The 24,500-nt window shown below is 71.6% G+C and carries 19 protein-coding genes and 1 riboswitch; of the genes, 12 read left to right on the forward strand and 7 right to left on the reverse strand.

The window, feature by feature from the left end; all coding sequences use genetic code 11:
- The first annotated feature begins 45 nt into the window (after window positions 1-45).
- The gene (locus ABZ642_RS25990) at window positions 46-603 is read left to right on the forward strand and encodes a DUF485 domain-containing protein (RefSeq protein WP_360488676.1); all 558 of its coding nucleotides are present in this window, start codon (window positions 46-48) and stop codon (window positions 601-603) included.
- A complete protein-coding gene (locus ABZ642_RS25995; RefSeq protein WP_360488679.1) occupies window positions 600-2,192 on the forward strand; it encodes a cation acetate symporter in 1,593 nt (530 codons plus the stop codon). Before ABZ642_RS25990 ends, ABZ642_RS25995 begins: the two co-directional genes overlap by 4 nt.
- A 14-nt stretch (window positions 2,193-2,206) precedes the next feature.
- Here ABZ642_RS25995 and ABZ642_RS26000 read toward each other — a convergent pair whose 3' ends face one another.
- Window positions 2,207-2,899: a response regulator gene (locus ABZ642_RS26000; RefSeq protein ID WP_360488682.1), complete on the reverse strand. Its 693-nt coding sequence runs from the start codon at window positions 2,897-2,899 to the stop codon at window positions 2,207-2,209.
- Window positions 2,900-3,057: 158 nt separating this feature from the next.
- Here ABZ642_RS26000 and ABZ642_RS26005 point away from each other — a divergent pair, with 158 nt between their 5' ends.
- From ABZ642_RS26005 to ABZ642_RS26015, 3 genes are read left to right on the forward strand one after another with little or no spacing between them, the layout of a single operon-like run.
- Window positions 3,058-3,873, forward strand: a complete 816-nt coding sequence (locus ABZ642_RS26005; protein WP_360488685.1) for an ABC transporter ATP-binding protein — start codon at window positions 3,058-3,060, stop codon at window positions 3,871-3,873.
- A complete protein-coding gene (locus ABZ642_RS26010) occupies window positions 3,863-4,729 on the forward strand; it encodes an ABC transporter permease (protein ID WP_360488688.1) in 867 nt (288 codons plus the stop codon). The genes ABZ642_RS26005 and ABZ642_RS26010 overlap by 11 nt, the downstream gene beginning before the upstream one ends.
- Before the next feature lie 52 nt (window positions 4,730-4,781).
- A complete protein-coding gene (locus ABZ642_RS26015; RefSeq protein ID WP_360488691.1) occupies window positions 4,782-5,840 on the forward strand; it encodes an ABC transporter substrate-binding protein in 1,059 nt (352 codons plus the stop codon).
- 74 nt (window positions 5,841-5,914) lie between these two features.
- Here the strand turns inward: ABZ642_RS26015 and ABZ642_RS26020 are convergent, their stop codons facing one another.
- The 4 genes from ABZ642_RS26020 to ABZ642_RS26035 all read right to left on the reverse strand — a co-directional run bounded on the left by ABZ642_RS26020 (window position 5,915) and on the right by ABZ642_RS26035 (window position 10,679).
- Window positions 5,915-6,595, reverse strand: a complete 681-nt coding sequence (locus ABZ642_RS26020) for a response regulator (RefSeq protein WP_360488694.1) — start codon at window positions 6,593-6,595, stop codon at window positions 5,915-5,917.
- Window positions 6,592-8,247: a sensor histidine kinase gene (locus tag ABZ642_RS26025; protein ID WP_360488697.1), complete on the reverse strand. Its 1,656-nt coding sequence runs from the start codon at window positions 8,245-8,247 to the stop codon at window positions 6,592-6,594. The genes ABZ642_RS26020 and ABZ642_RS26025 overlap by 4 nt, the downstream gene beginning before the upstream one ends.
- A 142-nt stretch (window positions 8,248-8,389) precedes the next feature.
- Entirely contained in the window at window positions 8,390-9,334 is a 945-nt protein-coding gene (locus tag ABZ642_RS26030; protein ID WP_360488700.1) for a sucrase ferredoxin, read from the reverse strand.
- An 82-nt stretch (window positions 9,335-9,416) separates the two neighbouring features.
- Window positions 9,417-10,679 carry a citrate synthase gene (locus tag ABZ642_RS26035; protein ID WP_360488703.1) on the reverse strand — a complete coding sequence of 421 codons (1,263 nt, stop codon included), beginning with the start codon at window positions 10,677-10,679 and terminating at the stop codon, window positions 9,417-9,419.
- A gap of 110 nt (window positions 10,680-10,789) precedes the next feature.
- Between ABZ642_RS26035 and ABZ642_RS26040 the strand changes: the two genes are divergently transcribed.
- Both ABZ642_RS26040 and ABZ642_RS26045 read left to right on the forward strand, forming a co-directional pair.
- Window positions 10,790-11,953, forward strand: a complete 1,164-nt coding sequence (locus tag ABZ642_RS26040) for a citrate synthase/methylcitrate synthase (RefSeq protein ID WP_360488706.1) — start codon at window positions 10,790-10,792, stop codon at window positions 11,951-11,953.
- 131 nt (window positions 11,954-12,084) lie between these two features.
- A complete protein-coding gene (locus ABZ642_RS26045) occupies window positions 12,085-13,158 on the forward strand; it encodes a GTP-binding protein (RefSeq protein ID WP_360488709.1) in 1,074 nt (357 codons plus the stop codon).
- Here the strand turns inward: ABZ642_RS26045 and ABZ642_RS26050 are convergent.
- Complete coding sequence (locus tag ABZ642_RS26050; RefSeq protein WP_360488991.1) at window positions 13,155-15,611, reverse strand: DNA topoisomerase IV subunit A; 2,457 nt, start codon at window positions 15,609-15,611, stop codon at window positions 13,155-13,157. The genes ABZ642_RS26045 and ABZ642_RS26050 overlap by 4 nt on opposite strands.
- Before the next feature lie 280 nt (window positions 15,612-15,891).
- Here ABZ642_RS26050 and ABZ642_RS26055 point away from each other — a divergent pair, with 280 nt between their 5' ends.
- The 4 genes from ABZ642_RS26055 to ABZ642_RS26070 all read left to right on the forward strand — a co-directional run bounded on the left by ABZ642_RS26055 (window position 15,892) and on the right by ABZ642_RS26070 (window position 20,717).
- The gene (locus ABZ642_RS26055) at window positions 15,892-17,292 is read left to right on the forward strand and encodes a pitrilysin family protein (protein ID WP_360488711.1); all 1,401 of its coding nucleotides are present in this window, start codon (window positions 15,892-15,894) and stop codon (window positions 17,290-17,292) included.
- Window positions 17,289-18,677, forward strand: coding sequence for a pitrilysin family protein (locus ABZ642_RS26060; RefSeq protein ID WP_360488714.1), 1,389 nt, complete (start codon window positions 17,289-17,291; stop codon window positions 18,675-18,677). The genes ABZ642_RS26055 and ABZ642_RS26060 overlap by 4 nt, the downstream gene beginning before the upstream one ends.
- A 202-nt stretch (window positions 18,678-18,879) precedes the next feature.
- Window positions 18,880-19,042: riboswitch (cyclic di-AMP (ydaO/yuaA leader) on the forward strand.
- 12 nt (window positions 19,043-19,054) lie between these two features.
- Window positions 19,055-19,810, forward strand: coding sequence for a M23 family metallopeptidase (locus ABZ642_RS26065; RefSeq protein ID WP_360488717.1), 756 nt, complete (start codon window positions 19,055-19,057; stop codon window positions 19,808-19,810).
- Window positions 19,811-20,021: 211 nt separating this feature from the next.
- The gene (locus ABZ642_RS26070; protein WP_351709601.1) at window positions 20,022-20,717 is read left to right on the forward strand and encodes a GntR family transcriptional regulator; all 696 of its coding nucleotides are present in this window, start codon (window positions 20,022-20,024) and stop codon (window positions 20,715-20,717) included.
- A 302-nt stretch (window positions 20,718-21,019) separates the two neighbouring features.
- On the opposite strand, the gene ABZ642_RS26075 is transcribed toward ABZ642_RS26070, so the two are convergent.
- Window positions 21,020-21,301, reverse strand: a complete 282-nt coding sequence (locus ABZ642_RS26075; RefSeq protein ID WP_360488720.1) for an HPr family phosphocarrier protein — start codon at window positions 21,299-21,301, stop codon at window positions 21,020-21,022.
- 176 nt (window positions 21,302-21,477) lie between these two features.
- Between ABZ642_RS26075 and ABZ642_RS26080 the strand changes: the two genes are divergently transcribed.
- The gene (locus ABZ642_RS26080) at window positions 21,478-24,492 is read left to right on the forward strand and encodes a GNAT family N-acetyltransferase (RefSeq protein WP_360488723.1); all 3,015 of its coding nucleotides are present in this window, start codon (window positions 21,478-21,480) and stop codon (window positions 24,490-24,492) included.
- Window positions 24,493-24,500: the final 8 nt, after the last annotated feature.

A 24,500-nucleotide genomic window follows, 5' to 3' on the forward strand; every position in this document is an offset into this window, starting at 1 on the left:
CGGGAAGAAGTGTCGGGGATCTTCCCGGTCTGTCCATCCTTGGGCATGCAGTCAAGCAACGATCGTCACCGCGACGGCGGGGGCGGTCCCGAGAGTTCGGCCGAGCAGCACGAGGACCAGGGCGAGTACGGCGCGGCCTCCCGAGAAGTCAGGTACGAGGATCCCTGGTACGACGCGCTGGCCTCCGGCTGGGGTGAGCTGGACGGCACCGGGGTACCGGCTCCCGCCGTACCGGCCGCACGGGCGGAGCGGGACGGGGCGGCCGTTCGCGCCCGTGACGTGTATCTGGAAGTGCAGCGCAGTGCGGCCTTCCAGGAGGTGCGCAGCCGCTACCGCAGGTTCGTTGTGCCAGGAGTCGTCGTCTTCCTCACCTGGTACGTGGGGTATGTGGTGACCGCGACGACCGCGCCGGGGCTGATGGCCAGGCCCGTCGCCGGGGCGGTGAACGTGGCGATGGTCGCGGGCCTCGGGCAGTTCCTCACCACGTTCCTGCTCACCTGGGCCTACGCCCGGCACGCGCGATTGCGCAGGGACCGTGCCGCGCTGGAACTGCGCTGGGACACACAGGAACTGACCAGGGGCGCCCGGGGTGGTGAGTCATGACGGGGCAACATCAGACGTTGGCTCTGCTGCTGTTCAGCGTGTTCGTCGCGGTGACGCTCGGGATCACGACGTGGGTGAGCCGGCGACGGCATGGTTCGGCGGAGGAGTTCTATGCCGGCGGGCGGCTCTTCTCCCCGATGGAGAATGGTTTTGCCATCGCGGGCGACTACATGTCGGCGGCTTCCTTCCTCGGCGTGACCGGACTCATCGCGCTCTTCGGCTACGACGGGCTGCTGTACGTGGTGGGCTTCCTGGTCGCCTGGCTGGTCGTGTTGTTCCTGGTGGCCGAACTGGTACGCAACTGCGGGCGGTTCACGCTCGCCGATGTGATCGCGGCGCGGATGCGGGAGCGGCCGGTGCGGATCGCGGCGGGAACTTCCTCGATCACCGTGTCCGTTCTCTATTTGGTGGCGCAAATGGTCGGGGCGGGCAGCCTGGTGGCGCTGCTGCTGGGGCGGACGAGCCAGGCCGCGCAGGCGTGGACGGTCATCGGGGTCGGCGCGCTGATGGTGATCTATGTGTCGCTGGGAGGGATGCGGGCGACCACCTGGATCCAGATCGTGAAGGCGGTCCTGCTGCTCAGCGGCACGGTGGTGCTGACCGTGCTGGTGCTGTTGCGGTTCCACGGCGACATCGACCGCCTGCTGCTCACCGCGGCCGACCGCAGTGGGCACGGGAAGTCGTTCCTGGCGCCGGGCCTCAAGTACGGCGGCAGCTGGAGCGCCCGGCTGGACTTCATCAGTCTGGGGCTGGCGCTGGTGCTGGGCACGGCGGGGCTGCCGCACATCCTGTCCCGTTTCTACACGGTGCCCACGGCGCGGGCGGCACGGCGTTCGGCGGTCTGGTCGATCGGGCTGATCGGCGGCTTCTACCTGATGACGATCGTGCTCGGTTTCGGGGCGGCGGCCCTCGTCGGGCCGGACGCGGTGCGCGCCTCGAACGCGTCGGGGAACACGGCCGTTCCGCTGCTGGCGCTCGATCTGGGCGGCGGCGCGGGCTCCACAGGCGGAACGGTTTTGTTCGCGGTGGTCGCGGCCGTCGCCTTCGCGACGATCCTCGCGGTGGTCGCCGGGATCACCCTTGCCTCCTCCGCGTCCGTCGCCCATGACCTGTACGCCTCGCTGCGCAGACCGCACGCCAAGCAGCGCAGCGAGGTGGCGGTGGCGCGGACGGCCGCGGTCGGCATCGGGGTGGTGGCGATCGCCCTCGGCCTGCTGGCCCGCGACATGAACGTCGCCTTCCTGGTGGGGCTGGCCTTCGCGGTGGCCGCCTCGGCGAACCTGCCCGCGCTGCTGTACTCGCTGTTCTGGCGGGGTTTCACGACCCGCGGCGCGGTGTGGGCCGTATACGGCGGGCTGGTCCCGGCCCTGGGGCTGGTCGTGCTGTCCCCGGTGGTCTCGGGAAGCCCGGGCGCGTTGTTCCCGGGCGTGGACTTCCAGTACTTCCCGTTGCAGAACCCGGGGATCGTCTCCATCCCGCTGGGCTTCCTCGCCGGGTGGCTCGGCACGGTCACCTCGGACGAGGTCCCGGACGAGGCCAAGCAGGCGGAGACCGAGGTGCGGTCGCTGACCGGGGCGGGAGCCGTCTGACCCGTAGGGAGCCGCTATGGCGCCACCCAGGCGTACCGGTGCTCCGGGCGGCCCGTGTCGCCGTACTTCAGGGACAGGCGGAGCCGGCCCACCTGTTCCAGGTGACGGAGGTAGCGCTGGGCGGTGGAGCGGCTGAGGCCTGTCTCGGCGGCGACCTCGTGGGCGGAGAGCGGATGGTCGGCGCGGTGCAGGACGCCGCAGATGAGGTCCGTCGTGGGCTCGGACTGGCCGCTGGGCAGGCCGGGCATGGACGGTGCCGGTGAGGTGCGCAGGGCGCCGAAGATCCGGTCGACCTGCTCCTGGCCCGCCAGGCCCCGGCCGCCGACCCGGTCGACGGTACGGCGCAGGGCCGCGTAGGAGTCCAGGCGGGTGCGCAGCGCGGCGAAGGTGAACGGCTTGACCAGGTAGTGCAGGGCGCCCAGGCGCATCGCCTTCTGGACGGTCATCACATCGCTGGCCGCCGTGATCATGATGACGTCGGTGCCGTGGCCCTGCTCGCGCATCTGGTGGACGAGTTCGAGGCCGGTCCGGTCCGGCAGGTAGTGGTCCAGCAGGACCAGGTCGATGGTGCCTCGGTTCACGGCGGCCAGGGCCTGGGCGGCGCTGTGCGCGCGGGCGGCCACCCGGAAGCCGGGAACCTTCCCCACGTACTTGGCGTTTATCTCGGCGACACGGAAGTCGTCATCGACTACCAGGACGTCAATCATCAGGCCTCTCCTTCAAGGCCGGCGAGCGTTAAGCCCGTGTTTCGGCTCCGCAGTTGTAGCGCGAGCAAAAAGAGCACAACAGATGCTTGCGAGCAAAAGAACGGCTTGTGCCCAGAAGACTGCTGCTGTGGTCCGGGCCACACCTACCGTCCCGGCCCATGAGCGCAGACACCAGCCCCGCCATCGAGCTGCGGGGCGCGAGCAAGATCTTCAAGACCCCGTCGGGGGGTCTGCACACGGCTGTCCGCGACCTCGACCTCACCGTGGGGCGTGGTGAGTTCGTGGCCGTCGTAGGGCCGACGGGTTGTGGCAAGTCCACCACGCTGACCCTGGTCAGCGGGCTGGAGGAGCCCAGTGAGGGCGAGGTGCTGGTGGCCGGTGAGCCGGTGGCCGGCGTCGGCGACAAGGTCGGCTTCGTCTTCCAGCAGGACGCCACCTTCCCCTGGCGGACGGTGCTGTCCAACGTGATGGCCGGGCCCCGCTTCAGGGGCGTGCCCAAGGCGGAGGCCAGGGAGAAGGCCCGCGAATGGCTGGCTCGGGTCGGCCTCGCCGCCTTCGAGGACCGCTACCCGCACCAGCTCTCCGGCGGGCAGCGCAAGCGCGTGGCGCTCGCCGCGACCTTCGTGAACGACCCCGAGATTCTGCTCATGGACGAGCCGTTCTCCGCGCTCGACGTGCAGACCCGGGCCCTGATGTCGGACGAACTCCTTGAGCTGTGGGAGGGCACGGGCGCCTCGGTCGTCTTCGTCACCCACGACCTGGAGGAGTCGATCGCGCTGGCCGACAAGGTCGTCGTCATGACCGCCGGGCCCGCGACCGTCAAGCAGGTCTTCGACATCGACCTGCCCCGCCCCCGCAAGGTCGAGTCGGTGCGTCTGGAGCCGCGGTTCATCGAGATCTACCGCGAGATCTGGGAGTCCCTCGGCGAAGAGGTCCGCATCACCCGCGAGAGGGGTGCCGCTCATGTCGCCTGAGGTGCTCAGCACACCGGTCGTCGACACGGCCAAGACCAGCCCGGACCGCGCCCGGTCGCGGGCCCAGGCCGCCCGCAGACGCAAGGCGATCGTGCTCGCCGTGCGTGTGCTGCTGCTGGTGGCCGTGCTCGGCCTGTGGGAGGTCCTGTCCCGGGCCGCGGTCATCGACCCGTTCAACTTCTCGATGCCCTCCAAGATCTGGGACCAGATCTGGACCTGGGTGACCCACGGCACCGCCCTCGGCTCCCTGGGCGAGCAGATCTGGTACACGCTCTACGAGGCGCTGCTCGGCTGGGTCATCGGTGTCATCGCCGGTGTGGTCTGCGGTATCGCCCTGGGCCGCATCGCGTTCCTCGCCGATGTCCTCGGTCCCTACATCAAGGTGCTCAACTCGATCCCCAGGATCGTGCTCGCCCCGATCTTCGTGATCTGGTTCGGGCTCGGCGCCTCGTCCAAGGTCGCGTCCGCCGTCGTACTGGTCTTCTTCCCGGTGTTCTTCAACGCCTTCCAGGGGGCCCGTGAGGTCGACCGCAACCTGGTCGCCAACGCCCGGATCCTCGGCGCGAGCGACCGCAGGGTGACCCTCCAGGTCGTCATCCCCTCCGCCACCTCCTGGATCTTCACCAGCCTGCACGTCAGCTTCGGCTTCGCCCTGATCGGCGCCATCGTCGGCGAGTACATCGGTGCCACCAAGGGCATCGGCCTGCTCGTCGCGCAGTCGCAGGGCACTTTCAACGCGGCCGGCGTGTACGCCGCGATGGTCATCCTCGCCGTCGTCGCGCTCGCCGCCGAAGGACTGCTCACCTTCGCCGAGCGCCGCATCTTCCGATGGAAGCCGTCGGACTCCGACAGCTGACCACCCCTCTCGACTTCTCCCCGCACCGCCCTCTCACAAGGACGTGAACGTCATGCGCAAGTCCGTCAGATACTCCACCCTGGCCGCCGCCGGCCTGCTCGCCCTCTCCTCCCTCACCGCCTGCGCCAACGACGCGGCGAGCACCGCCTCCACCGGCTCCGGCAGCAAGGGTGACGGCAAGGGCACGAAGGTCAAGATCATGGTCGGTGGCCTGGACAAGGTCATCTACATGCCGGCCATGCTCACCCAGCGGCTCGGCTACTTCGACGCCGAGGGCCTCGACGTGGAACTGCTGACCGAGCCGGCCGGGGTGCAGGCCGAGACCGCGCTCGTCGCCGGGCAGGTCCAGGGGACGGTCGGCTTCTACGACCACACGCTGGACCTCCAGACCAAGGGCAAGGCGGTCGAGTCCGTGGTGCAGTTCTCACGCGCTCCCGGCGAGGTAGAGGTCGTCTCCACCAAGGCGGCCGGCGACATCACCTCGCCCAAGGACTTCAAGGGCAAGAAGCTCGGCATCACCAGCCTCGGGTCGTCGACCGACTTCCTCACCAAGTACCTCGCCGTCAAGAACGGGGTGAAGGTGAGCGACTTCTCGCCGGTCGCCGTCGGAGCGGGCGCGACCTTCATCTCGGCGCTCCAGCAGGGTTCCATCGACGGCGGCATGACGACCGATCCGACGGTGGCGACCATCCTGGACAAGAAGGCGGGCAAGGTCCTGCTGGACATGCGGACGCCGGAAGGCTCCCAGAAGGCGCTGGGCGGCCCGTACCCGTCGTCGAGCCTGTACATGCAGACGGACTGGGTCAACGGTCACAAGGACACCGTCCAGAAGTTGGTCAATGCATTCGTCAAGACACTCAAGTGGATGTCCACGCACAGCGCCGCCGAGATAGCGGCCAAGATGCCCGCCGACTACGCCCAGGGCGACAAGGCCCTCTACACGCAGTCCATCAAGAGCACGTTGCCGATGTTCACCGACGACGGCGTGATGCCGGAGAACGGCCCGGAGACCGTGGAGAAGGTGCTCAAGGCCTTCAACACGAACATCCAGAACGCCGATGTCGACCTCAGCAAGACGTACACGACCGAGTTCGTCGAGGCTGCCAAGTAGCGGCTGCCAAGTAGCTGCCGCCGAGTAGAGGCTGCTGAACAGAGGCCGTCAAGCGACGGCAGGGCCGAAGGCGTTCAGCCGCGGGTCGCCCACACGTAACGGTGTTCGGGGCGGCCCGCGTCGCCGTATTTGAGGGTCAGCCGGGCCCGTCCCGTGCGCTCCAGGAGCTTCAGATAGCGCTGGGCGGTCTGGCGGCTCACCCCGGTCCGGTCGGCGATCTCCTGGGCCGACAGCGGGCCCTGGGCGTTCATCAGCGACTGGCGCACCAGCTCGGCGGTGGTGGGGGAGTGTCCTTTGGGCAGGACCGGCTCGGACGCCGTGGACAGGGCGCCGAAGATGCGGTCCACCTGGGCCTGTTCGGCCTCGCCGCCGCCGTCCAGGGTGCGCCGCAGCTCGGCGTAGGCCTCCAGCTTGGCGCGCAGCCCGGCGAACGCGAACGGCTTGACGAGGTACTGCAGAGCGCCGTGCCGCATCGCCGCCTGCACGGTCGACACGTCCCGGGCCGCCGTCACCATGATCACGTCGGTCCGGTAGCCGCGCCGGCGCATCTCCTGGACCACCGCGAGACCCGTGTCGTCGGGCAGATAGTGGTCCATGAGGACCAGGTCGAGGCGGGGCAGCGTCTCCAACTGGCGCAGCGCCTCGGCCGCGTTGTGGGCCTCGCCGGCCATCCGGAAGCCGGGTACCTTCTCGACGTAGGCGGCGTTCACCCGGGCGACCCGGGTGTCGTCGTCCACTACCAGGACCTCGATCATCGCGTCTCCTCGCCGGCCGGGACGAGCGCCGGTTCCGGCTCCGGCTCGGTCAGTGCCTCGGGGAGCGCGACCGTGAACTGCGCGCCCCCGCCGTCCGCCTCGCCCACGTCCGCCCTGCCGCCCTGCCGTTCGGCGAGCCGGCGCACCAGCGAGAGCCCGATGCCGCGCTTGCCGTGCGCGGGCGGCTTCTTGGTGGACCACCCCTCGGTGAAGACCAGCTCCCGCTGCTCCGCCGGGATCCCGGGCCCGGTGTCGCGCACCCTGAGGACGACCGCGCGGCCCTCGGCGCACAACTCGACCTCCACGCGCGCGTGCGCGGTGCCGGCGACCGCGTCCAGGGCGTTGTCCACGAGATTGCCCACGACCGTGACCAGGCCCCTGGGGTCGATCAGCCGGTCCGGGAGCCAGGTGCGGTCCGACACCCACAGGGCGACCCCGCGCTCGGCCGCGACGGTGGCCTTGCCGACCAGCAGGGCGGCCAGCAGCGGGTCATGGATCTTCTCGGTGACCTGCTCGGCGGTGACCCGGTGGTCGCCCACCACCTCGCCCACGAAGTCCACGGCGTCGTCGTACATCTCCAGCTCCAGCAGCCCGAGCAGGGTGTGCATGCGATTGGCGTGCTCGTGGTCCTGGGCGCGCAGGGCGTCGATCAGTCCGCGCGTGGAGTCGAGTTCGCGGCCGAGCTGCTCCAGCTCGGTGCGGTCACGGAGGGTGGCGACCGCGCCGCCGTCGTCGGTGGGCATGCGGTTGGCGACCAGGACCCGCTGGCCGCGCACGGTGAGCAGATCGGTGCCGGTCACCCGGCCGGCCAGGACATCGGTCGTGCGGCCCCCGCCGAGCGCTTCGTCGGGAGACCGGCCGACGGCCTCGTCGCCGATGCCGAGCAGTCGTCTCGCCTCGTCGTTCAGCAGGCGGATACGGCCGCCGCGGTCGAGCGCGACGACGCCCTCCCGGATGCCGTGCAGCATCGCCTCGCGCTCCGCGAGCAGCGCCGAGATGTCGGAGAAGGCCAGGTCGCGGGTCTGCCGCTGGACCCGCCGGGAGATCAGCCAGGCGGCCAGCGCACCAACCGCGAGAGCGCCGCCGGCGTAGGCGAACAGCCCGGGGATCGCGCTGAGCAGGCGCGCCCGCACGCTGTCGTACGCGATGCCGACCGAGACCGCCCCGATGATCCGGTGCTTCGCGTCGTACAACGGCACCTTGCCGCGCGCGGAGCGGCCCAGGGTGCCGTTGTCGATCTGCATGACGTCCTTGCCGGCCAGCGCCTCCTTCGGGGAGGTCGAGACATGGCGGCCGATCTCCGAGAGCGTGGTGTGCGACCACCGGTACCCCCGCAGGTCCATCACCACGATGTACTCGGCGCGGGTGGCCTTCCGGATCCGCTCCGCCTCCCGCTGCACCGGGCCGGTCGTGCTCGGCCGCGTGGTGAGGACGCCCTCGGCGATCTGCGGGTCCTGGGCGGTGGTCTGGGCGATCGCCAGTGCCCGGCGCATGGCCTCCTGGTCCAGCTGTTTGCTCAGCGGTGCCAGGAAGAGCCCGGTGGCCAGCACCGCGACCCCGGCGGCGATCACCACCTGCATCAGCAGGACCTGCGAGAACGCCCGTCGGGGCAGGCCGAGACGCAGGCGGCGTGCGGGAGGAGTGGGGCTCATGCCCACGACGGTACGTGGGGGTGCGGGCCCGGCCGTAGGGGGTGTGGCGTGGATCTCTTGACTATTTCTTGGGGAAATCCGCCGTCGGGGGTCGCGTCGGCTCCCCCTTCGCGGCAGCGTCGGCTCCCCCTTCGCGGCCGCGTCAGCTCGCCAGAGCCGTCGTCGTCCGCAGTTCCCGCAGCGACACCACGTCCATCCGGGCCGGCGACCCCAGCACCGACACCCCGCAGCTCTCCGCGCGGGGCGGCAGGGAGGTGCCCTGGGCCACGCCGACCCGCCAGCGGCGGCCGTCGGCGTGGGCGACGGTGACGTCCCAGTGCGGGGCCGCGCCCTCGGTCCGTACGACGCTCAGCACGCCCGCCGCGTACTCGCCCGCCGCCTCGCGCACCGCCAGCTCGGCCGCCTGGCCGGGCCGTTCCCAGGCGGAGCACCCACGGCACCCCTCCAGCACCACACGGCCCTCCTGGGCGCCGTGCAGGACCTCCTTGACGGCATGGGCCTCGGCGCGGCCGTACGCGTAGCCGTACGGCAGCACGAGCACCGTCGGCGAGAAGCGATGACCACCCAGATGGGTGACCTCCCAGGTGCCCGTCACGCCGGACGCGGCCAGTTCGGCGGCCAGCGGGCGGCCGAGCAGGGCGCAGCAGCGGTCGCGCTTGCCGTTGGTGCAGACGAGTGCGAGAGGGCTGCCCGAGTGCGGCCGGCCGTCGAGCGCCGCACCGAAGGATCGGTGGTCGCCCGCACCGAGCGCGGCGAAGTCGAGGTCGAGCAGCCGCTCGGGGTCGCGGGTGGCGGCGCTGTGCAGCCAGATGTTCCCGGGAACCGTGTGGGCCGCGTACACCTGGCGCACGGCGGGGGTGCCCGGATCGGCGTGGCGGCCGGGGCGGCGGATGAGCGCGATCCGCACGCCGGTGTCCTTGGCGGCGGCCTCCAGGGCGCGGCCAAGGGCGGGGTCCAGATGGCTCGAAGTGAGCGCCTTGGCACCCCACGGGCCGGGCTGTTCCAGCAGCAGCCACGTCGTCGCGGTGGCCGCGGTGCCGGAAACGGGCTCGTCAAGCATCCGGGAGACGGTTGTGCACCTACTCACAGAGGTGAGCCTAACCTGACTTTGCTCCGGGGTGACTTCCGGCCCCGGCCCGTTCGCCTCTCCGGTGGGCTGCCCGGGTGGGCTACTCCGGCAGCGGCAGCGGCTGCGGCGGCTTCGGACCGACGTAGTGGCCGCTGGGACGCATCCGCAGCGGGCGTTCCCCGTACTCCTCCAGGGCGTGCGCGATCCAGCCCGCCGTTCGGGCGACGGCGAAGATCGTCTCGCCCGCGGTGGCGGGCATGCCGCAGGAGGCCGTGAACACGGCCAGCGCCAGGTCGACGTTGGCGTGCAGCGGAGCGTGCCGGGCGGTCGTGGCGACGACGTCCCGGGCCGCGAGCAGGGCGGGCTCCGCGCGGGGGACCTCCTCCAGGAGGCCGAACAGGACCCGCGCGCGTGGGTCCTCGCCCTGGTAGAGCCGGTGGCCGAGGCCGGGGATACGGCGGCCCGCGCGGAGTTCGTCCGCGATCACCGGGACGGCGGTGCCCTGGTCGAGGACGTCGAGCAGCATCCGGTGGGCGAGGCCGCTGGAGGCGCCGTGCAGAGGGCCTTCGAGGACGCCGAGCCCGGCCGACACGGCCGCGTAGGCGTGGGCGCGTGCGGAGGCGGCGAGCCGGACCGCGAGCGTGGAGGCGGCCAGGTCGTGGTCGACGAGCAGGGCGAGCGCCGTGTCCAGGACGCGCAGCGCGGCGTCGCTGGGGTCGATGCCGGTCAGCCGGCGCCACAGCCGGTGGGCCAGCGGGCCGTCGTCGTCCCGGCGCTCGCGCTGCACGGGCAACGCCGCGACCAGGGTGGGGATCAGCACGCGCGCGGTGCCGAGGACGGCGTCCTCGGACAGGTCGAAGCGCAGCGGATCCTCGGCGGCCGAGGCGATCGTGGCGACCCGCAGCCGGTCGGTGGGGGAGGTGTGCTCCGGCAGCGCGTCGACGGCCCGGCGCGTGATCGCGACGGTGTCCTGCGGGGCGGTGAGGGTCACGCCCGGAGTCATCCGGCCCGTCCACAGCCACTCGGCCACCTCCTCGTAGGAGTGGCGCGCGGCGAGTTCGGTGGCGTCGACGCCCCGGAAGAAGTAGCGGTCCTTCTCGATCAGTGTGATCCGGGTGCGCACCGACAGATCCACGCCGGACCCCGGACTCCCCGCGGCATCCCGCCTGTTGCGCCGGGCGAGCGCCGCCACCTCGCCGGCGTCGAAGGTGCTGGCGCGGCCGCCGGGCTCACGCCTGCTGCTCAGCTGGCCACGGCTCACATAGGCGTACACGGTCTCGGGTTTCACCCCGAGCAGCTCGGCGGTCTCCTTGGTGCTCAGCCGTCGCGCGGGACTGCCGGGAGCGGGTTGTTGATCGCGCATGGCGCCACCGTAGTCGGGTCCGACGTGTATTGATTCAATCAATATTGACAGACAATGAGTCAAGCATGGACAGTCGAATCAAGTTCAGGGAGGAAAGCGGAGGGCATGTCATGACCGTCAGCAGGAGCGCGTCGACCCTGGTCGACGCGCCGCGCGGGCTCGCCGGTGTCGTCGTCACCGACACCGAGGTGGGGGACGTCCGAGGAGCCGAGGGCTTCTACCACTACCGGCAGTACTCGGCCGTCGAACTCGCCCGCACCCGTGGCTTCGAGGACGTCTGGCACCTCCTGGTCCACGGCGAACTGCCGGACGCGACGCGCGCCGCCGCCTTCGCCGCCGAGACCGCCGCGCTGCGGCACCTGCCCGACCAGGTCCGGGCGGCGCTGCCCGCGGTGGCCGCGGCGAGCGGCGGGTCCGGACCGCTGGCCGGGATGCGCACCGCGCTCTCGCTGCTCGGCGCGGCGCGGGGGTTCCGGCCGGTGTACGACATCGACGCGGACCGGCGGCGGGCCGACACGGTCGTCGCCTGTGCTGCCGTACCGACACTGCTCACCGCGCTGTACCGGCTCGGACAGGGGCTCGACCCGGTGGAGCCGCGCGCGGACCTGTCGTACGCGGCCAACTACCTGTACATGTTGACGGGTTCGGAACCGGATACCCGGCGGGCGCGTGCGGTCGAGCAATACTTGATCTCAACCATTGATCACGGATTCAATGCGTCAACATTCACGGCGCGCGTCATCGCGTCGACCGGCGCGGACGTCGCGGCCTGCCTCGTGGGAGCGGTCGGTGCGCTGTCCGGGCCTCTGCACGGGGGCGCGCCCAGCCGGGCGCTGGACACCCTTGACGCGATCGGGACACCGGACCGGATCGACCCGTGGATCCGCGAACGAGTCCTGGCCGGCGACCGCGTGATGGGCTTCGGGCACGCGATCTACCGTACGGAGGACCCGCGTTCCCGCATGCTGCGCGAGATCGCACAGGACTTCGGCGGCCCCCGGGTCGCGTTCGCCGTCGAGGTCGAGCGCCATGTGGAGCGCATCCTCGCCGAACTGAAGCCCGGCCGCGAACTCCACACCAACGTCGAGTTCTACGCGGGCGTGGTCATGGAACTCTGCGGCCTGCCCCGGGAGATGTTCACCCCGACGTTCGCGGCGGCCCGCGCGGTCGGCTGGAGCGCCAACATCCTGGAACAGGCGGCCGACTCGAAGATCATCCGGCCGGTGGCACGCTATGTGGGACCGGAGCCGAGCGGGGCGGCCGCGGCCCGGTAGGCCTCTGCGGCGATCGTCACGAACCGTCGCCCCTCGGCCGGCGCGCTGCGGTGACGGGCGCGGTCTCCGGCGGCAGGTCGTTTCCTATCCTGGACCGATCACAGCCCCGCCCGCATGAAAGAGGCCCCCCGTTGGAGCACCACCGCAGCCCCCAGCAGATCCCGGTCGTCGTGCTCGCCGGATTCCTGGGCTCCGGGAAGACCACGCTCCTCAATCACCTGCTGCACCGCAGCGGAGGCAGCCGGATCGGGGCGATCGTCAACGACTTCGGGGCCATCGAGATCGACGCGATGGCCGTGGCCGGCGCCCTCGGCGACTCCACCGTCTCGCTCGGCAACGGCTGCCTGTGCTGTGCCGTCGACGCGAGCGAACTGGACCGGTACCTGGAACGGCTCGCCGACCCGGCCACCGGTATCGACGTGATCGTCATCGAGGCGAGCGGTCTCGCCGAGCCCCAGGAACTCGTCCGGATGCTGCTCGCCAGCGAGCACCCCGGCATCGTCTACGGCGGCCTCGTCGAGGTCGTGGACGCCGCCGAGTTCGCCGGCACGCGCGCCGAGCACCCCGAGATCGACCGGCACCTCGCCCTCGCCGACCTGGTCGTCGTGAACAAGCTCGACCGGGCCGGACAGGGCGGCGAACATGTCCTGGGGCTCGTGCGGTCGCTCAGCGACCACGGGGCCGCCGTCGTGCCGGCCACCTACGGCCGTATCGACCCGGAGTTCCTCTTCGACTGCCGGCCCGGCGAGGAGCGCGTCGGGCAGCTGTCCTTCGACGATCTGCACGGGCACGAGAGCGGCGCCGGGCACGAGGGACACCTGCACACCCGGTACGAAAGTCTCTCCTTCGCCACCGGCCGGCCACTCGATCCCCGCCGGCTCATGACCTTCCTCGACAGCCGACCCGAAGGGCTGTACCGGATCAAGGGGTACGTCGACTTCGGGCCGTACGACACCGGGAACCGGTACGCGGTGCATGCCGTGGGGCGGTTCCTGCGGTTCTACCCGGAGCCCTGGGGGCGGGACGAGGAGCGGCTGACCCAGCTCGTGCTCATCGGCTCCGGCATCGACGTGGCCGCCCTGCGCAAGGAACTGGACGCGTGCACGAACGACGCCCCACAGGCCGACGAGCACGGCATGTGGGGCGTCCTGCGCTATGTACAGGGCCTCGAGGAAGGCCCTGAGGAGGAGGGGTACGAGGCCTAGACGGGGCCCGCCACCACCGACACCGTCTTCGGCAGCGACACACCCGAGCCGTCCCGGCGCGGGTCGATCTCCGGGAGTTCGGCCGGCGTGCCGTTCTTCTGGGCCGCCTTCGCCGGCACCGGGCCCGCCCAGGCGAAGGCCAGGCAGTCCTCGCCCTTCAGGAACCGCTGGCAGCGCACCCCGCCGGTGGCGCGGCCCTTGCGCGGGTACTGGTCGAACGGGGTCAGCTTGGCCGTCGTCTGCACCGAGTCGTCGAGCGTGCCGCGCGAACCGGCAACCGTGAAGACCACCGCGTCGGCCGCCGGGTCCACCGCGGTGAAGGAGATGACCTTCGCGCCCTCCGTGAGCTTGACGCCGGTCATACCGCCCGCCGGCCGGCCCTGCGGGCGCACCTGGGAGGCCTGGTAGCGCAGCAACTGCGCGTCGTCCGTGATGAACACCAGGTCCTCCTCGCCGGTGCGCAGCTCCATGGCGCCGACGATCCGGTCGCCCTCCTTGAGGGTGATGACCTCCAACTCGTCCTTGTTGGACGGGTAGTCGGGGACCACGCGCTTGACCACGCCCTGCTCGGTGCCGAGGGCGAGACCCGGTGAGGACTCGTCCAGCGTGGTCAGGCAGACCACCGACTCGCCGTCCTCCAGGGAGAGGAACTCGGACAGGGGCGCGCCGCCCGCCAGGGTCGGGGCGGTCGCCGTCTCCGGGAGCTGCGGCAGGTCGACCACGTTGACGCGGAGCAGACGGCCGGACGAGGTCACCGCGCCGACCTCGCCACGGGCGGTCGCCGGGACCGCCGAGACGATCACGTCGTGCTTGGCCCGCTTGCCGTCGGCGTCCTCCGGGAACGGCTCGCCGTTCGTCGTACGCGCCAGCAGGCCGGTCGAGGAGAGCAGCACCCGGCACGGGTCGTCGGCCACCTGGAGCGGCACCACGGCCGCCGGGGCGCCCGAGGCCTCCAGCAGCACCGTGCGCCGCTCGGTGCCGAACTTCTTCGCCACCGCGGCCAGTTCGGCCGAGACCAGCTTGCGCAGCTCCGTGTCCGAGTCCAGGATCCGGGTCAGCTCGGCGATCTCCGCGGTGAGCTTCTCCTGCTCCGCCTCCAGCTCGATGCGGTCGTACCTGGTCAGGCGCCGCAGGGGGGTGTCCAGGATGTACTGCGTCTGGATCTCCGACAGCGAGAAGCGCTCCATCAGGCGCTGCTTGGCCTCCGCGCTGTTGTCGCTGGAGCGGATCAGCCGGATGACCTCGTCGATGTCGACCAGGGCCGTGAGCAGACCCTCGACCAGGTGGAGGCGGTCCCGGCGCTTGGTGCGGCGGAACTCGCTGCGGCGGCGGACCACGTCGAAGCGGTGGTCGAGGTAGACCTCGAGCAGTTCCTTCAGGCCCAGGGTGAGCGGTTGGCCGTCCACCAGGGCGACGTTGTTGATGCCGAAGGACTCCTCCATCGGCGTCAGCTTGTAGAGCTGTTCCAGGACCGCCTCGGGCACGAAGCCGTTCTTGATCTCGACGACCAGACGCAGCCCGTGCTCGCGGTCGGTGAGGTCCTTGACGTCGGCGATGCCCTGCAGCTTCTTGGAGTTGACCAGGTCCTTGATCTTGGCGATGACCTTCTCGGGGCCGACCGTGAAGGGCAGTTCCGTGATGACCAGCCCCTTGCGGCGGGCCGTGACCGTCTCCACCGCGACCGTGGCGCGGATCTTGAAGGTGCCGCGGCCCGTCTCGTACGCGTCCCGGACGCCCTCCAGGCCGACGATCCGGCCACCGGTGGGCAGATCGGGGCCCGGGACGTGCTTCATCAGCGTGTCCAGGTCCGCGTTCGGGAACCGGATCAGATGGCGGGCGGCCGCGATCACCTCGCCGAGGTTGTGCGGCGGCATGTTCGTCGCCATGCCGACCGCGATGCCCGACGAGCCGTTGACCAGGAGGTTGGGGAACGCGGCGGGCAGCGCCACCGGTTCCTGCTCCTGGCCGTCGTAGTTCGGCGTGAAGTCGACCGTGTCCTCGTCGATCGACTCGGTCATCAGGCTGGTCGCCTCGGCCATCCGGCACTCGGTGTACCGCATGGCGGCCGGCGGGTCGTCGTTGCCCAGCGAGCCGAAGTTGCCGTGGCCGTCGACCAGCGGGACGCGCATCGAGAACGGCTGGGCCATCCGCACCAGCGCGTCGTAGATCGACGCGTCGCCGTGCGGGTGCAGCTTGCCCATCACCTCGCCGACCACGCGCGCGCACTTCACATAGGCGCGGTCGGGGCGCACACCCATCTCGTTCATCTGGTAGACGATGCGGCGGTGCACCGGCTTCAGGCCGTCGCGGGCGTCCGGCAGGGCGCGCGAGTAGATGACCGAGTACGCGTACTCGAGGTAGGAGCCGCGCATCTCGTCCACGACGTCGATGTCGAGGATCCTCTCCTCGTACGAGTCGTCGGGCGGCGGGGTCTTCGTGCTGCGGCGGGCCATCGCTGCCGGCTCCTTGCTCATGCGTGAACGGGATCTGACGCTGACCATTGTGGACCGCGGCACCGACAACCCGGGCCAGGCCCCGGTCTCCGCGGCCCGCCCCGGTGCCTCGGAGGCGTTCGGGAGCGAGTCGGACGCAGGCTACGCGATCCGCTGTGGGCGTACGTGGTGCGGGAACTTCGCCGGGTCCGGGCACGCTTGCATACAGTGGCAGGACCGGCAGGAAAACCGCGGTTCGAGACCGCTTCCGCGAGTGAGTGACGCGAGTGAAGGGACGTACATGCCCATGGGTCACACGACCACGGCCGAGACAGGCTCCGGAGGCCTGACAGCGACCGAGCACCGCTTGGCCAACGGTCTGCGCGTGGTGCTCTCCGAGGACCACCTGACCCCGGTCGCGGCGGTCTGCCTCTGGTACGACGTCGGCTCCCGGCACGAAGTCAAGGGACGTACCGGCCTGGCTCACCTTTTCGAGCACTTGATGTTCCAGGGCTCCGCCCAGGTGACGGGCAACGGCCACTTCGAGCTCGTCCAGGGCGCCGGCGGCTCGCTCAACGGCACCACCAGCTTCGAGCGCACCAACTACTTCGAGACCATGCCCGCCCACCAGCTGGAGCTCGCCCTCTGGCTGGAGGCCGACCGCATGGGCTCCCTGCTCGCCGCCCTGGACGACGAGTCCATGGAGAACCAGCGGGACGTCGTCAAGAACGAGCGCCGCCAGCGCTACGACAACGTCCCCTACGGCACCGCCTTCGAGAAGCTGACCGCGCTCGCCTACCCGGAGGGCCACCCCTACCACCACACGCCGATCGGCTCGATGGCGGACCTGGACGCGGCCACCCTGGAGGACGCCCGGGCGTTCTTCCGTACCTACTACGCGCCCAACAACGCGGTTCTGTCGATCGTCGGCGACATCGACCCCCAGCAGACCCTCGCCTGGGTCGAGAAGTACTTCGGCTCCATCCAGGCACACGACGGCAAGCCCGCCCCGCGCGACGGCTCGCTGCCCGACATCATGGGCGAGCAGCTGCGCGAGGTCGTCGTGGAGGAGGTGCCCGCGCGCGCGTTGATGGCCGCCTACCGGCTCCCGGAGGACGGCACGCGCGCGTCCGACGCGGCCGACCTGGCCCTCACCGTCCTCGGCGGCGGCGAGTCCTCCCGCCTCTACAACCGCCTCGTACGGCGCGACCGTACGGCCGTTGCCGCCGGCTTCGGCCTGCTGCGCCTGGCCGGCGCGCCCTCCCTTGGCTGGCTGGACGTGAAGACCTCCGGTGACGTCGAGGTACCGGTCATCGAGACCGCCATCGACGAGGAGCTCGCCCGGTTCGCCGAGGAGGGCCCCACGCCCGAGGAGATGGAGCGCGCCCAGGCCCAGTTGGAGCGCGAGTGGCTGGACCGGCTGGGGACCGTCGCGGGCCGCGCGGACGAACTGTGCCGGTTCGCCGTCCTGTTCGGTGACCCGCAGCTCGCCCTGACCGCCGTCCAGCGCGTCCTCGCGGTGTCCCCGGAAGAGGTCCAGGAGGTCGCCAAGGCCCGCCTGCGGCCGGACAACCGCGCGGTGCTCGTCTACGAGCCCAAGTCCCCGGAGGCGGTCGCGGACGCCGACGTACCCGAGGACCCCGAGGCCGAGGCCACGGTCGAGGCCGCCACCGCCGAGCACGACGAGGAGACGGCCAAGTGACCGAGCTCGCCACCATGGACTTCCACCCGCAGCCCCAGCCGGGCGACGCCCGGCCCTGGGCCTTCCCGGCCCCCGAGCGCGGCACCCTGGACAACGGGCTCACCGTGCTGCGCTGCCACCGCCCCGGCCAGCAGGTGGTCGCCGTCGAGGTGCTCCTGGACGCGCCCCTGGACGCCGAGCCGGCCGGCCTGGACGGCGTCGCCACGATCATGGCGCGCGCCTTCTCCGAGGGCACCGACAAGCACTCCGCCGAGGAGTACGCCGCCGAGCTGGAGCGGGCCGGCGCCACCCTGGACGCCCACGCCGACCACCCCGGTGTCCGGCTCAGCCTGGAGGTCCCGGCCTCCCGCCTGGCCAAGGGACTCGGGCTGCTCTCCGACGCGCTCAGGGCACCCGCCTTCGCCGACAGCGAGGTCGAGCGGCTGGTCCGCAACCGCCTCGACGAGATCCCGCACGAGCTGGCCAACCCCAGCCGCCGGGCCGCCAAGCAGCTCTACAAGGAGCTCTTCCCGTCGACCGCGCGGATGTCCCGACCGCGCCAGGGCACCGAGGACACCGTCGAGAAGATCGACGCGGCCGCCGTACGCGCGTTCTACGACCGGCATGTCCGCCCTGCCACCGCCACCGCGGTCGTCGTCGGCGACCTGACCGGCATCGACCTGGACGAACTGCTCGGCGAGACCCTGGGCGCCTGGCGCGGCTCCACCGCCCAGCCCCGGCCGGTGCCCCCGGTCTCCGCCGACGACACCGGCCGTGTCGTCATCGTGGACCGCCCCGGAGCCGTCCAGACGCAGCTGCTCATCGGCCGCGTCGGCGCCGACCGGCACGACCGCGTCTGGCCCGCCCAGGTGCTCGGCACCTACTGCCTGGGCGGCACCCTCACCTCCCGTCTGGACCGCGTCCTGCGCGAGGAGAAGGGCTACACCTACGGCGTCCGCGCCTTCGGGCAGGTCCTGCGGTCCGCCCCCGACGGCAGCGGCGCCGCGATGCTCGCCATCAGCGGCTCCGTGGACACCCCGAACACCAGCCCGGCCCTCCAGGACCTGTGGACGGTGCTGCGCACCCTCGCCTCCGGGGGCCTCACGGACGCCGAGCGCGACGTCGCCGTGCAGAACCTGGTGGGCGTGGCGCCGCTCAAGTACGAGACGGCGGCGGCCGTCGCCGGCACCCTGGCCGACCAGGTCGAGCAGTATCTGCCCGACGACTTCCAGGCCACGCTCTACCGGCAACTGGCCGCCACCGGCACCGTGGAGGCCACCGCGGCCGTCGTGAACGCCTTCCCGGTCGACCACCTGGTGACCGTCCTCGTCGGCGACGCGGCGCAGATCAAGGAGCCGGTCGAGGCCCTCGGCATCGGCGAAGTGACGGTCGTCGCCGCGGAGTAACGCGACGAGCGGCACGCGCGCGTGAGGCGGCCCTGGTGACTGTCAGGTCACCAGGGCCGCCGAATGTCCGAATTGGGGCGGAGGTTGCCTGTCTGCCCTGTGGGATGCGCGACAAAAGCCGTGATCCGTTTGAGCATCGCGAGGACGTCCTCGTAGGTTCTTCCGGACTGTCCGTCAGGCAGTGCGCCGCGCCCGCGGCACCGGACAGTCATCGCCGAGTCCCCGTACGGCGCGAGCCAGGGGAGCCGGGGACCCATGCGTCCCTGGGGTGAATCGGGCGCCCGCGCGAGCCGCGAGGGGGCCCGTAGGAGACCTTCCTGCTCCGAACCCGTCAGCTAACCCGGTAGGCGAGAGGGAAGGAAAGGACCAGCCTCTACATGGCGTTCATGTGCGCCCCCGGGAAGCATCGTCGCCCCGGCCGGGTGAAGCGCACCACCGCGCAGGCCGCCGGCATCGCGGCCCTCACCACCACGGGTGTCATCGGCACCGTCTCGGCCGCCCCGGCGCTCGCCGCGGAGAACTCCGTCGAGCAGACCGGCCTCACCCCGGTGATCACGGTCAGCGACTCGGTCGCCGACCAGATCGACGCCCAGGCCGCCGCGCAGACGGCCGCCGCCGAGCGCAAGGCGGCCGAGGAGGCCGCGCGCAAGAAGGCCGCGGAGAAGGCCAAGAAGGAGCGCGAGGCCGCGGCGCGCGCCGCGCGGGCGGCCGAGCGCAAGCGCCTCAACGCCTTCGTCGCGCCCATCTCCGACTCGTACGTCTCCACCGGGTACAAGACCGGCGGCTCCCTGTGGTCCTCCGGCGCCCACACCGGCATCGACTTCCACGCCGCCACCGGCACGGTGGTGCACGCGGTCGGCACCGGCACGGTGGTCTCCACCGGCTGGGGCGGGTCCTACGGCAACCAGATCGTCATCAAGATGGCCGACGGCATGTACACCCAGTACGGTCACCTCTCGTCGATCGGCGTCTCGGTGGGCCAGAAGGTCACCCCGGGCCTGCAGATCGGCCTCTCCGGCGCGACCGGCAACGTGACCGGCCCCCACCTCCACTTCGAGGCCCGCACGACCCCGGAGTACGGCTCGGACGTCGACCCGGTCGCCTATCTCCGCAAGCACGGCGTGCACGTCTGACCCGAGCACGGGGACGAACATGTGACGTCGCATGGCGAGAGCCCAGAAGCCCCGGCCCCCGAGCCGGGGCTTTCGTCGTTTTCGTGACCCCGGTGTCCAAAAAATATGCATGGATTCAGGGCCGCCTTCGGAAATTCCCGCTCATTGCAATAGAGTCACGGAACGGACGCCACTCGGCGGCGTTTCACGGGGATTAAGGCGGAGGTCGGACATGCGTATTCCGGCGCACTCGGTATGCACAGCGATCCGGGACGACATCGTCGCGGGTGTCTACGAGCGCGGCAGCCGGCTCACCGAGGAACTCCTGGCCCGTCGCTACGGCGTCTCGCGCGTCCCCGTCCGCGAGGCCCTGCGCACCCTGGAGGCCGAGGGCTTCGTGGTGACGCGCCGGCACGCGGGCGCGTGCGTCGCGGAACCGACCGAGCAGGAGGCCGCCGACCTGCTGGAGATGCGCCTGCTCCTGGAGCCGCTCGGCGCCTCCCGGGCCGCCCAGCGCCGTACCGAGGCCCACCTCAAGGTGCTGCGCGGACTGGTCAGGCTGGGCCAGGAACGGGCCCGCCGGGGCGGCAGTGAGGACCTGCGCTCCCTGGGCGGCTGGTTCCACGAGACACTCGCCCAGGCCACCGGCAGCCACGCCCTGACCTCGACACTGACCCAGCTGCGGCACAAGATCGCCTGGATGTACGCCGTGGACGCGCCCGCCAACCCCGTGGAGTCCTGGGCCGAGCACGGCGCCATCGTGGACGCGGTGACGCGCGGCGACAGCGAGCGCGCGCGGGCGATCACCGCGCTGCACACCGAGCGATCCGCGGTCTCCCACCGGCTGCGCTTTTCCGGCGGCACGGACCGGGCCAACGGTGTGAGGACTTCGCAACATCCCGTAAACATGTCGGGCCTGCGGCATTAACACGGGCGCCGTATACAAAGAGGTGTTATTCGGTGGAGCAGTATTTCCGTTGCCCTCTGTCGGCCTCTACTGCCCTTATTTCGTGCGCGCCCGGAATTTCCGATGGCGCGCCTTCGGTGCGCCCGGTGCGGAATTAACTATGCCCGGTGCAAAGGCCCGCCCCCGATAAAAGGCGGCCGTGCATGAAGACCGGCTCCGGGTGGCGCCATGGCGGATCTCCGGATGACGTCACGGCGGGAACGGCGAGGCCGCGCCGCCCCCGGAGGGGTGGCGCGGCCTCGGTCGTGCGGGCGCTGTGGCGCTCAGACGGTCTCGGGGAGCTCCTCGAGACCCTCGGCGACCAGCTTGGCCAGGCGGTCGAGGGCGGCGTCCGCGCCCTCGGCGTCGGAGGCGAGGACGAGCTCCTCGCCGCCCTGGGCGCCCAGGCCCAGGACAGCCAGCATGGAGGCCGCGTTGACGGGGTCGCCCCCGGCCTTGGCGATCGTCACCGGGACGCCTGTGGCCGTGGCGGCTCGGACGAAGATGGAAGCGGGGCGGGCGTGGAGGCCCTCGGCCCAGCCGACGTTGACGCGGCGCTCAGCCATGTGATGCTGCCCTTCGGTGTTCAGGGTTGTCTAGACCAGTTTCCCATATCGTGAAGCATGCCCGGAGCGGACGTAAGTCCCTCCGGGTGTGTCGTCGGACCGCGGCCTCGGTCCGACTCCCGTCCTCCACAGACTGCCTCGCGCCACTGTCGGACGCGAGCCGTACTCTGGGGCCCATGCAGACCCCGGCGGACCGACAGGACGGGCACGCGTACCCCTCCCACTGGGAGGCGGACGTGGTGCTGCGCGACGGTGGTACCGCGCGCGTCCGGCCCATCACCGTTGATGACGCCGACCGCCTGGTCAGCTTCTACGAGCAGGTCTCGGACGAGTCGAAGTACTACCGCTTCTTCGCGCCCTACCCCAGGCTCTCCGCCAAGGACGTCCACCGCTTCACGCACCACGACTTTGTGGACAGGGTGGGACTCGCGGCCACCATCGGCGGCGAGTTCATCGCAACCGTACGCTATGACCGCATTGGCGCCGACGGTATGCCCGCCTCCGCGCCCGCCGACGAGGCCGAGGTCGCCTTCCTCGTCCAGGACGCCCACCAGGGCCGGGGCGTCGCCTCCGCCCTCCTGGAGCACATCGCGGCCGTCGCGCGGGAGCGCGGCATCCGCCGGTTCGCCGCCGAGGTGCTGCCCGCCAACAGCAAGATGATCAAGGTGTTCACGGACGCCGGCTACACCCAGCAGCGCAGCTTCGAGGACGGCGTGGTCCGTCTGGAGTTCGACCTGGAGCCCACCGACCGCTCGGTCGCCGTCCAGCGCGCACGGGAACAGCGGGCGGAGGCCCGTTCGGTACGACGGCTCCTGACCCCCGGTTCGGTGGCCGTGATCGGCGTCGGCCGGGTGCCCGGCGGTGTCGGCCGCGGCGTCCTCGGCAACCTCCGGGACGCCGGCTTCACCGGCCGTCTGCACGCGGTGAACCAGGCCTTCCCCGAGGACCTCAAGGAGGTCGACGGGGTGCCCGCGCACCGCTCTGTGCGCGACATCGACGGGCCGGTCGACCTCGCCGTGGTCGCCGTACCCGCCGAGCAGGTCCCGGACGCCGTCACCGACTGCGGCGAACACGGCGTCCAGGGGCTCGTCGTCCTGTCCGCCGGATACGCGGAGAGCGGCCCGGACGGCCGCGAACGCCAGCGCGAACTCGTCCGGCACGCGCGCACGTACGGCATGCGGATCATCGGGCCGAACGCCTTCGGGATCATCAACACCGCCGACGGCGTACGGCTGAACGCCTCCCTCGCGCCCGAGATGCCCCGCCCCGGCCGGATCGGCCTCTTCGCCCAGTCCGGTGCCATCGGGATCGCCCTGCTGTCCCGGCTGCACCGGCGCGGCGGCGGCGTCACCGGCACCACGGGTGTGTCGACCTTCGTGTCGTCCGGCAACCGCGCCGACGTCTCCGGCAACGACGTCCTCCAGTACTGGTACGACGACGCCGAGACCGATGTCGTCCTCATGTACCTGGAGTCCATCGGCAACCCGCGCAAGTTCACCCGGCTCTCGCGGCGTACGGCGGCGGCGAAGCCGCTGGTCGTGGTGCAGAGTGCCGGTTCGGCGCCGCAGGGGCACGCGGTACGGGCCACGCGGCTGCCGCACTCCACGGTGTCCGCGCTGCTCCGGCAGGCCGGGGTGATCCGCGTCGACACGATCACGGAGCTGGTCGACGCGGGGCTGCTGCTCGCCCGGCAGCCGCTGCCGGCCGGGCCCCGGGTGGCGATCCTCGGGAACTCCGAGTCGCTCGGACTGCTGACGTACGACCGCTGTCTGGCGGAGGGGCTGCGACCGGCGCCGCCGCTGGACCTGACGACCATGGCGACCCCCGCGGACTTCCACCGGGCGCTGTCCCGGGCGCTGGCGGACGAGTCGTGCGACGCGGTGGTCGTCACGGCCATTCCGACGATCGGGGAAGGGGCGGTCGGGGACGCGGAGCTGGCGGAGGCCCTGCGGTCGGCGGCCGAGGGGGCGCACGGGAAGCCGGTGCTGGTGGTGCACGTGGAGCTAGGGGGGCTGGCGGAGGCGCTCTCGGCCGCGGGCCGCACCGCACCGCAGACGCAGGTCATGGCCCCCGGCGCATCCGGCGGCGCCCACCGGTTCCGCCCCGCACCGGGGGAGGCGGGAGCCGAACCGCCGCCCACCGAGCCGCCGCCCGCCGCGGTCACGGCACGACCGGGCACGCCGCCCACCGAGGCAACGGCCCGACCGAGCACACCGCCCGCCGCGGTCACGGCACGACCGGGCACGCCGGCGTCCGCCGCGGGAGCCGTCCGGACACCCCCCGCCGCGGTCACCGAGGCTGTGCCGCCGCCCACCCCTCACCCCTGCTCCCGGCTGATCCCCGCGTACCCCGCCGCCGAGCGTGCCGTCCGGGCCCTCTCCGAAGCCGTGAAGTACGCGCAGTGGCGGCGGGAGGCCGCCGATCCCGGGAAGGTGCCCGAGTACGACGACATCGACGAGAAGGGGGCCGCCGAGCTGATCGGCGCGCTGCTGGAGCGCGGGGAGGGGCTCAACCTCGGGACCGAGGAGACCTGTGCGCTCCTCGGCCGGTACGGCGTCGCCGTGCACCGCGCGCTGCCCGCCCCCACCCCTGAGGCCGCCGCCGTGGCCGCCCGCGACCTCGGCTACCCGGTCGCCCTCAAGGCCACCGCCCCGCACCTGCGCCACCGCGCCGACCTGGGCGGGGTACGGCTCGACCTGGCGGACGAGGAGCAACTGCGCCGGGCGTACGCCGAGTTGACCGAGCTGTTCGGGCCGCCGCAGGAGCTGCGCCCGGTGGTGCAGCGGATGGCACCCCGGGGTGTCGACACCGTCGTGCGGGCGGTGATCGACCCGGCGGCCGGGGCCGTGCTGTCCTTCGGACTGGCCGGGGCCGCCTCGCAGCTGCTCGGGGACACGGCCCACCGGCTGGTCCCGGTGACGGACCGGGACGCGACCTCGCTGGTGCGGTCGATCAGGACCGCCCCCCTGCTGTTCGGCTGGCGCGGCTCGGCCCCCGTCGACACGCCCGCCCTGGAGGAACTGCTGCTGCGCGTCTCCAGACTGGTCGACGACCATCCCGAGGTGGTCGCGGTCACCCTGGAACCGGTCGTGGTCGCCCGGCACGGCGTCAGCGTCCTCGGCGCCACCGTCCGCCTCGCGCCGCCGCCCGCCCGCGACGACCTGGGCCCGCGGACCCTGCCCGCCTACTGACCGCCGCG

It is taken from the genome of Streptomyces sp. NPDC007157 (assembly GCF_040634235.1).
In the GTDB taxonomy this organism is placed as follows: domain Bacteria; phylum Actinomycetota; class Actinomycetes; order Streptomycetales; family Streptomycetaceae; genus Streptomyces.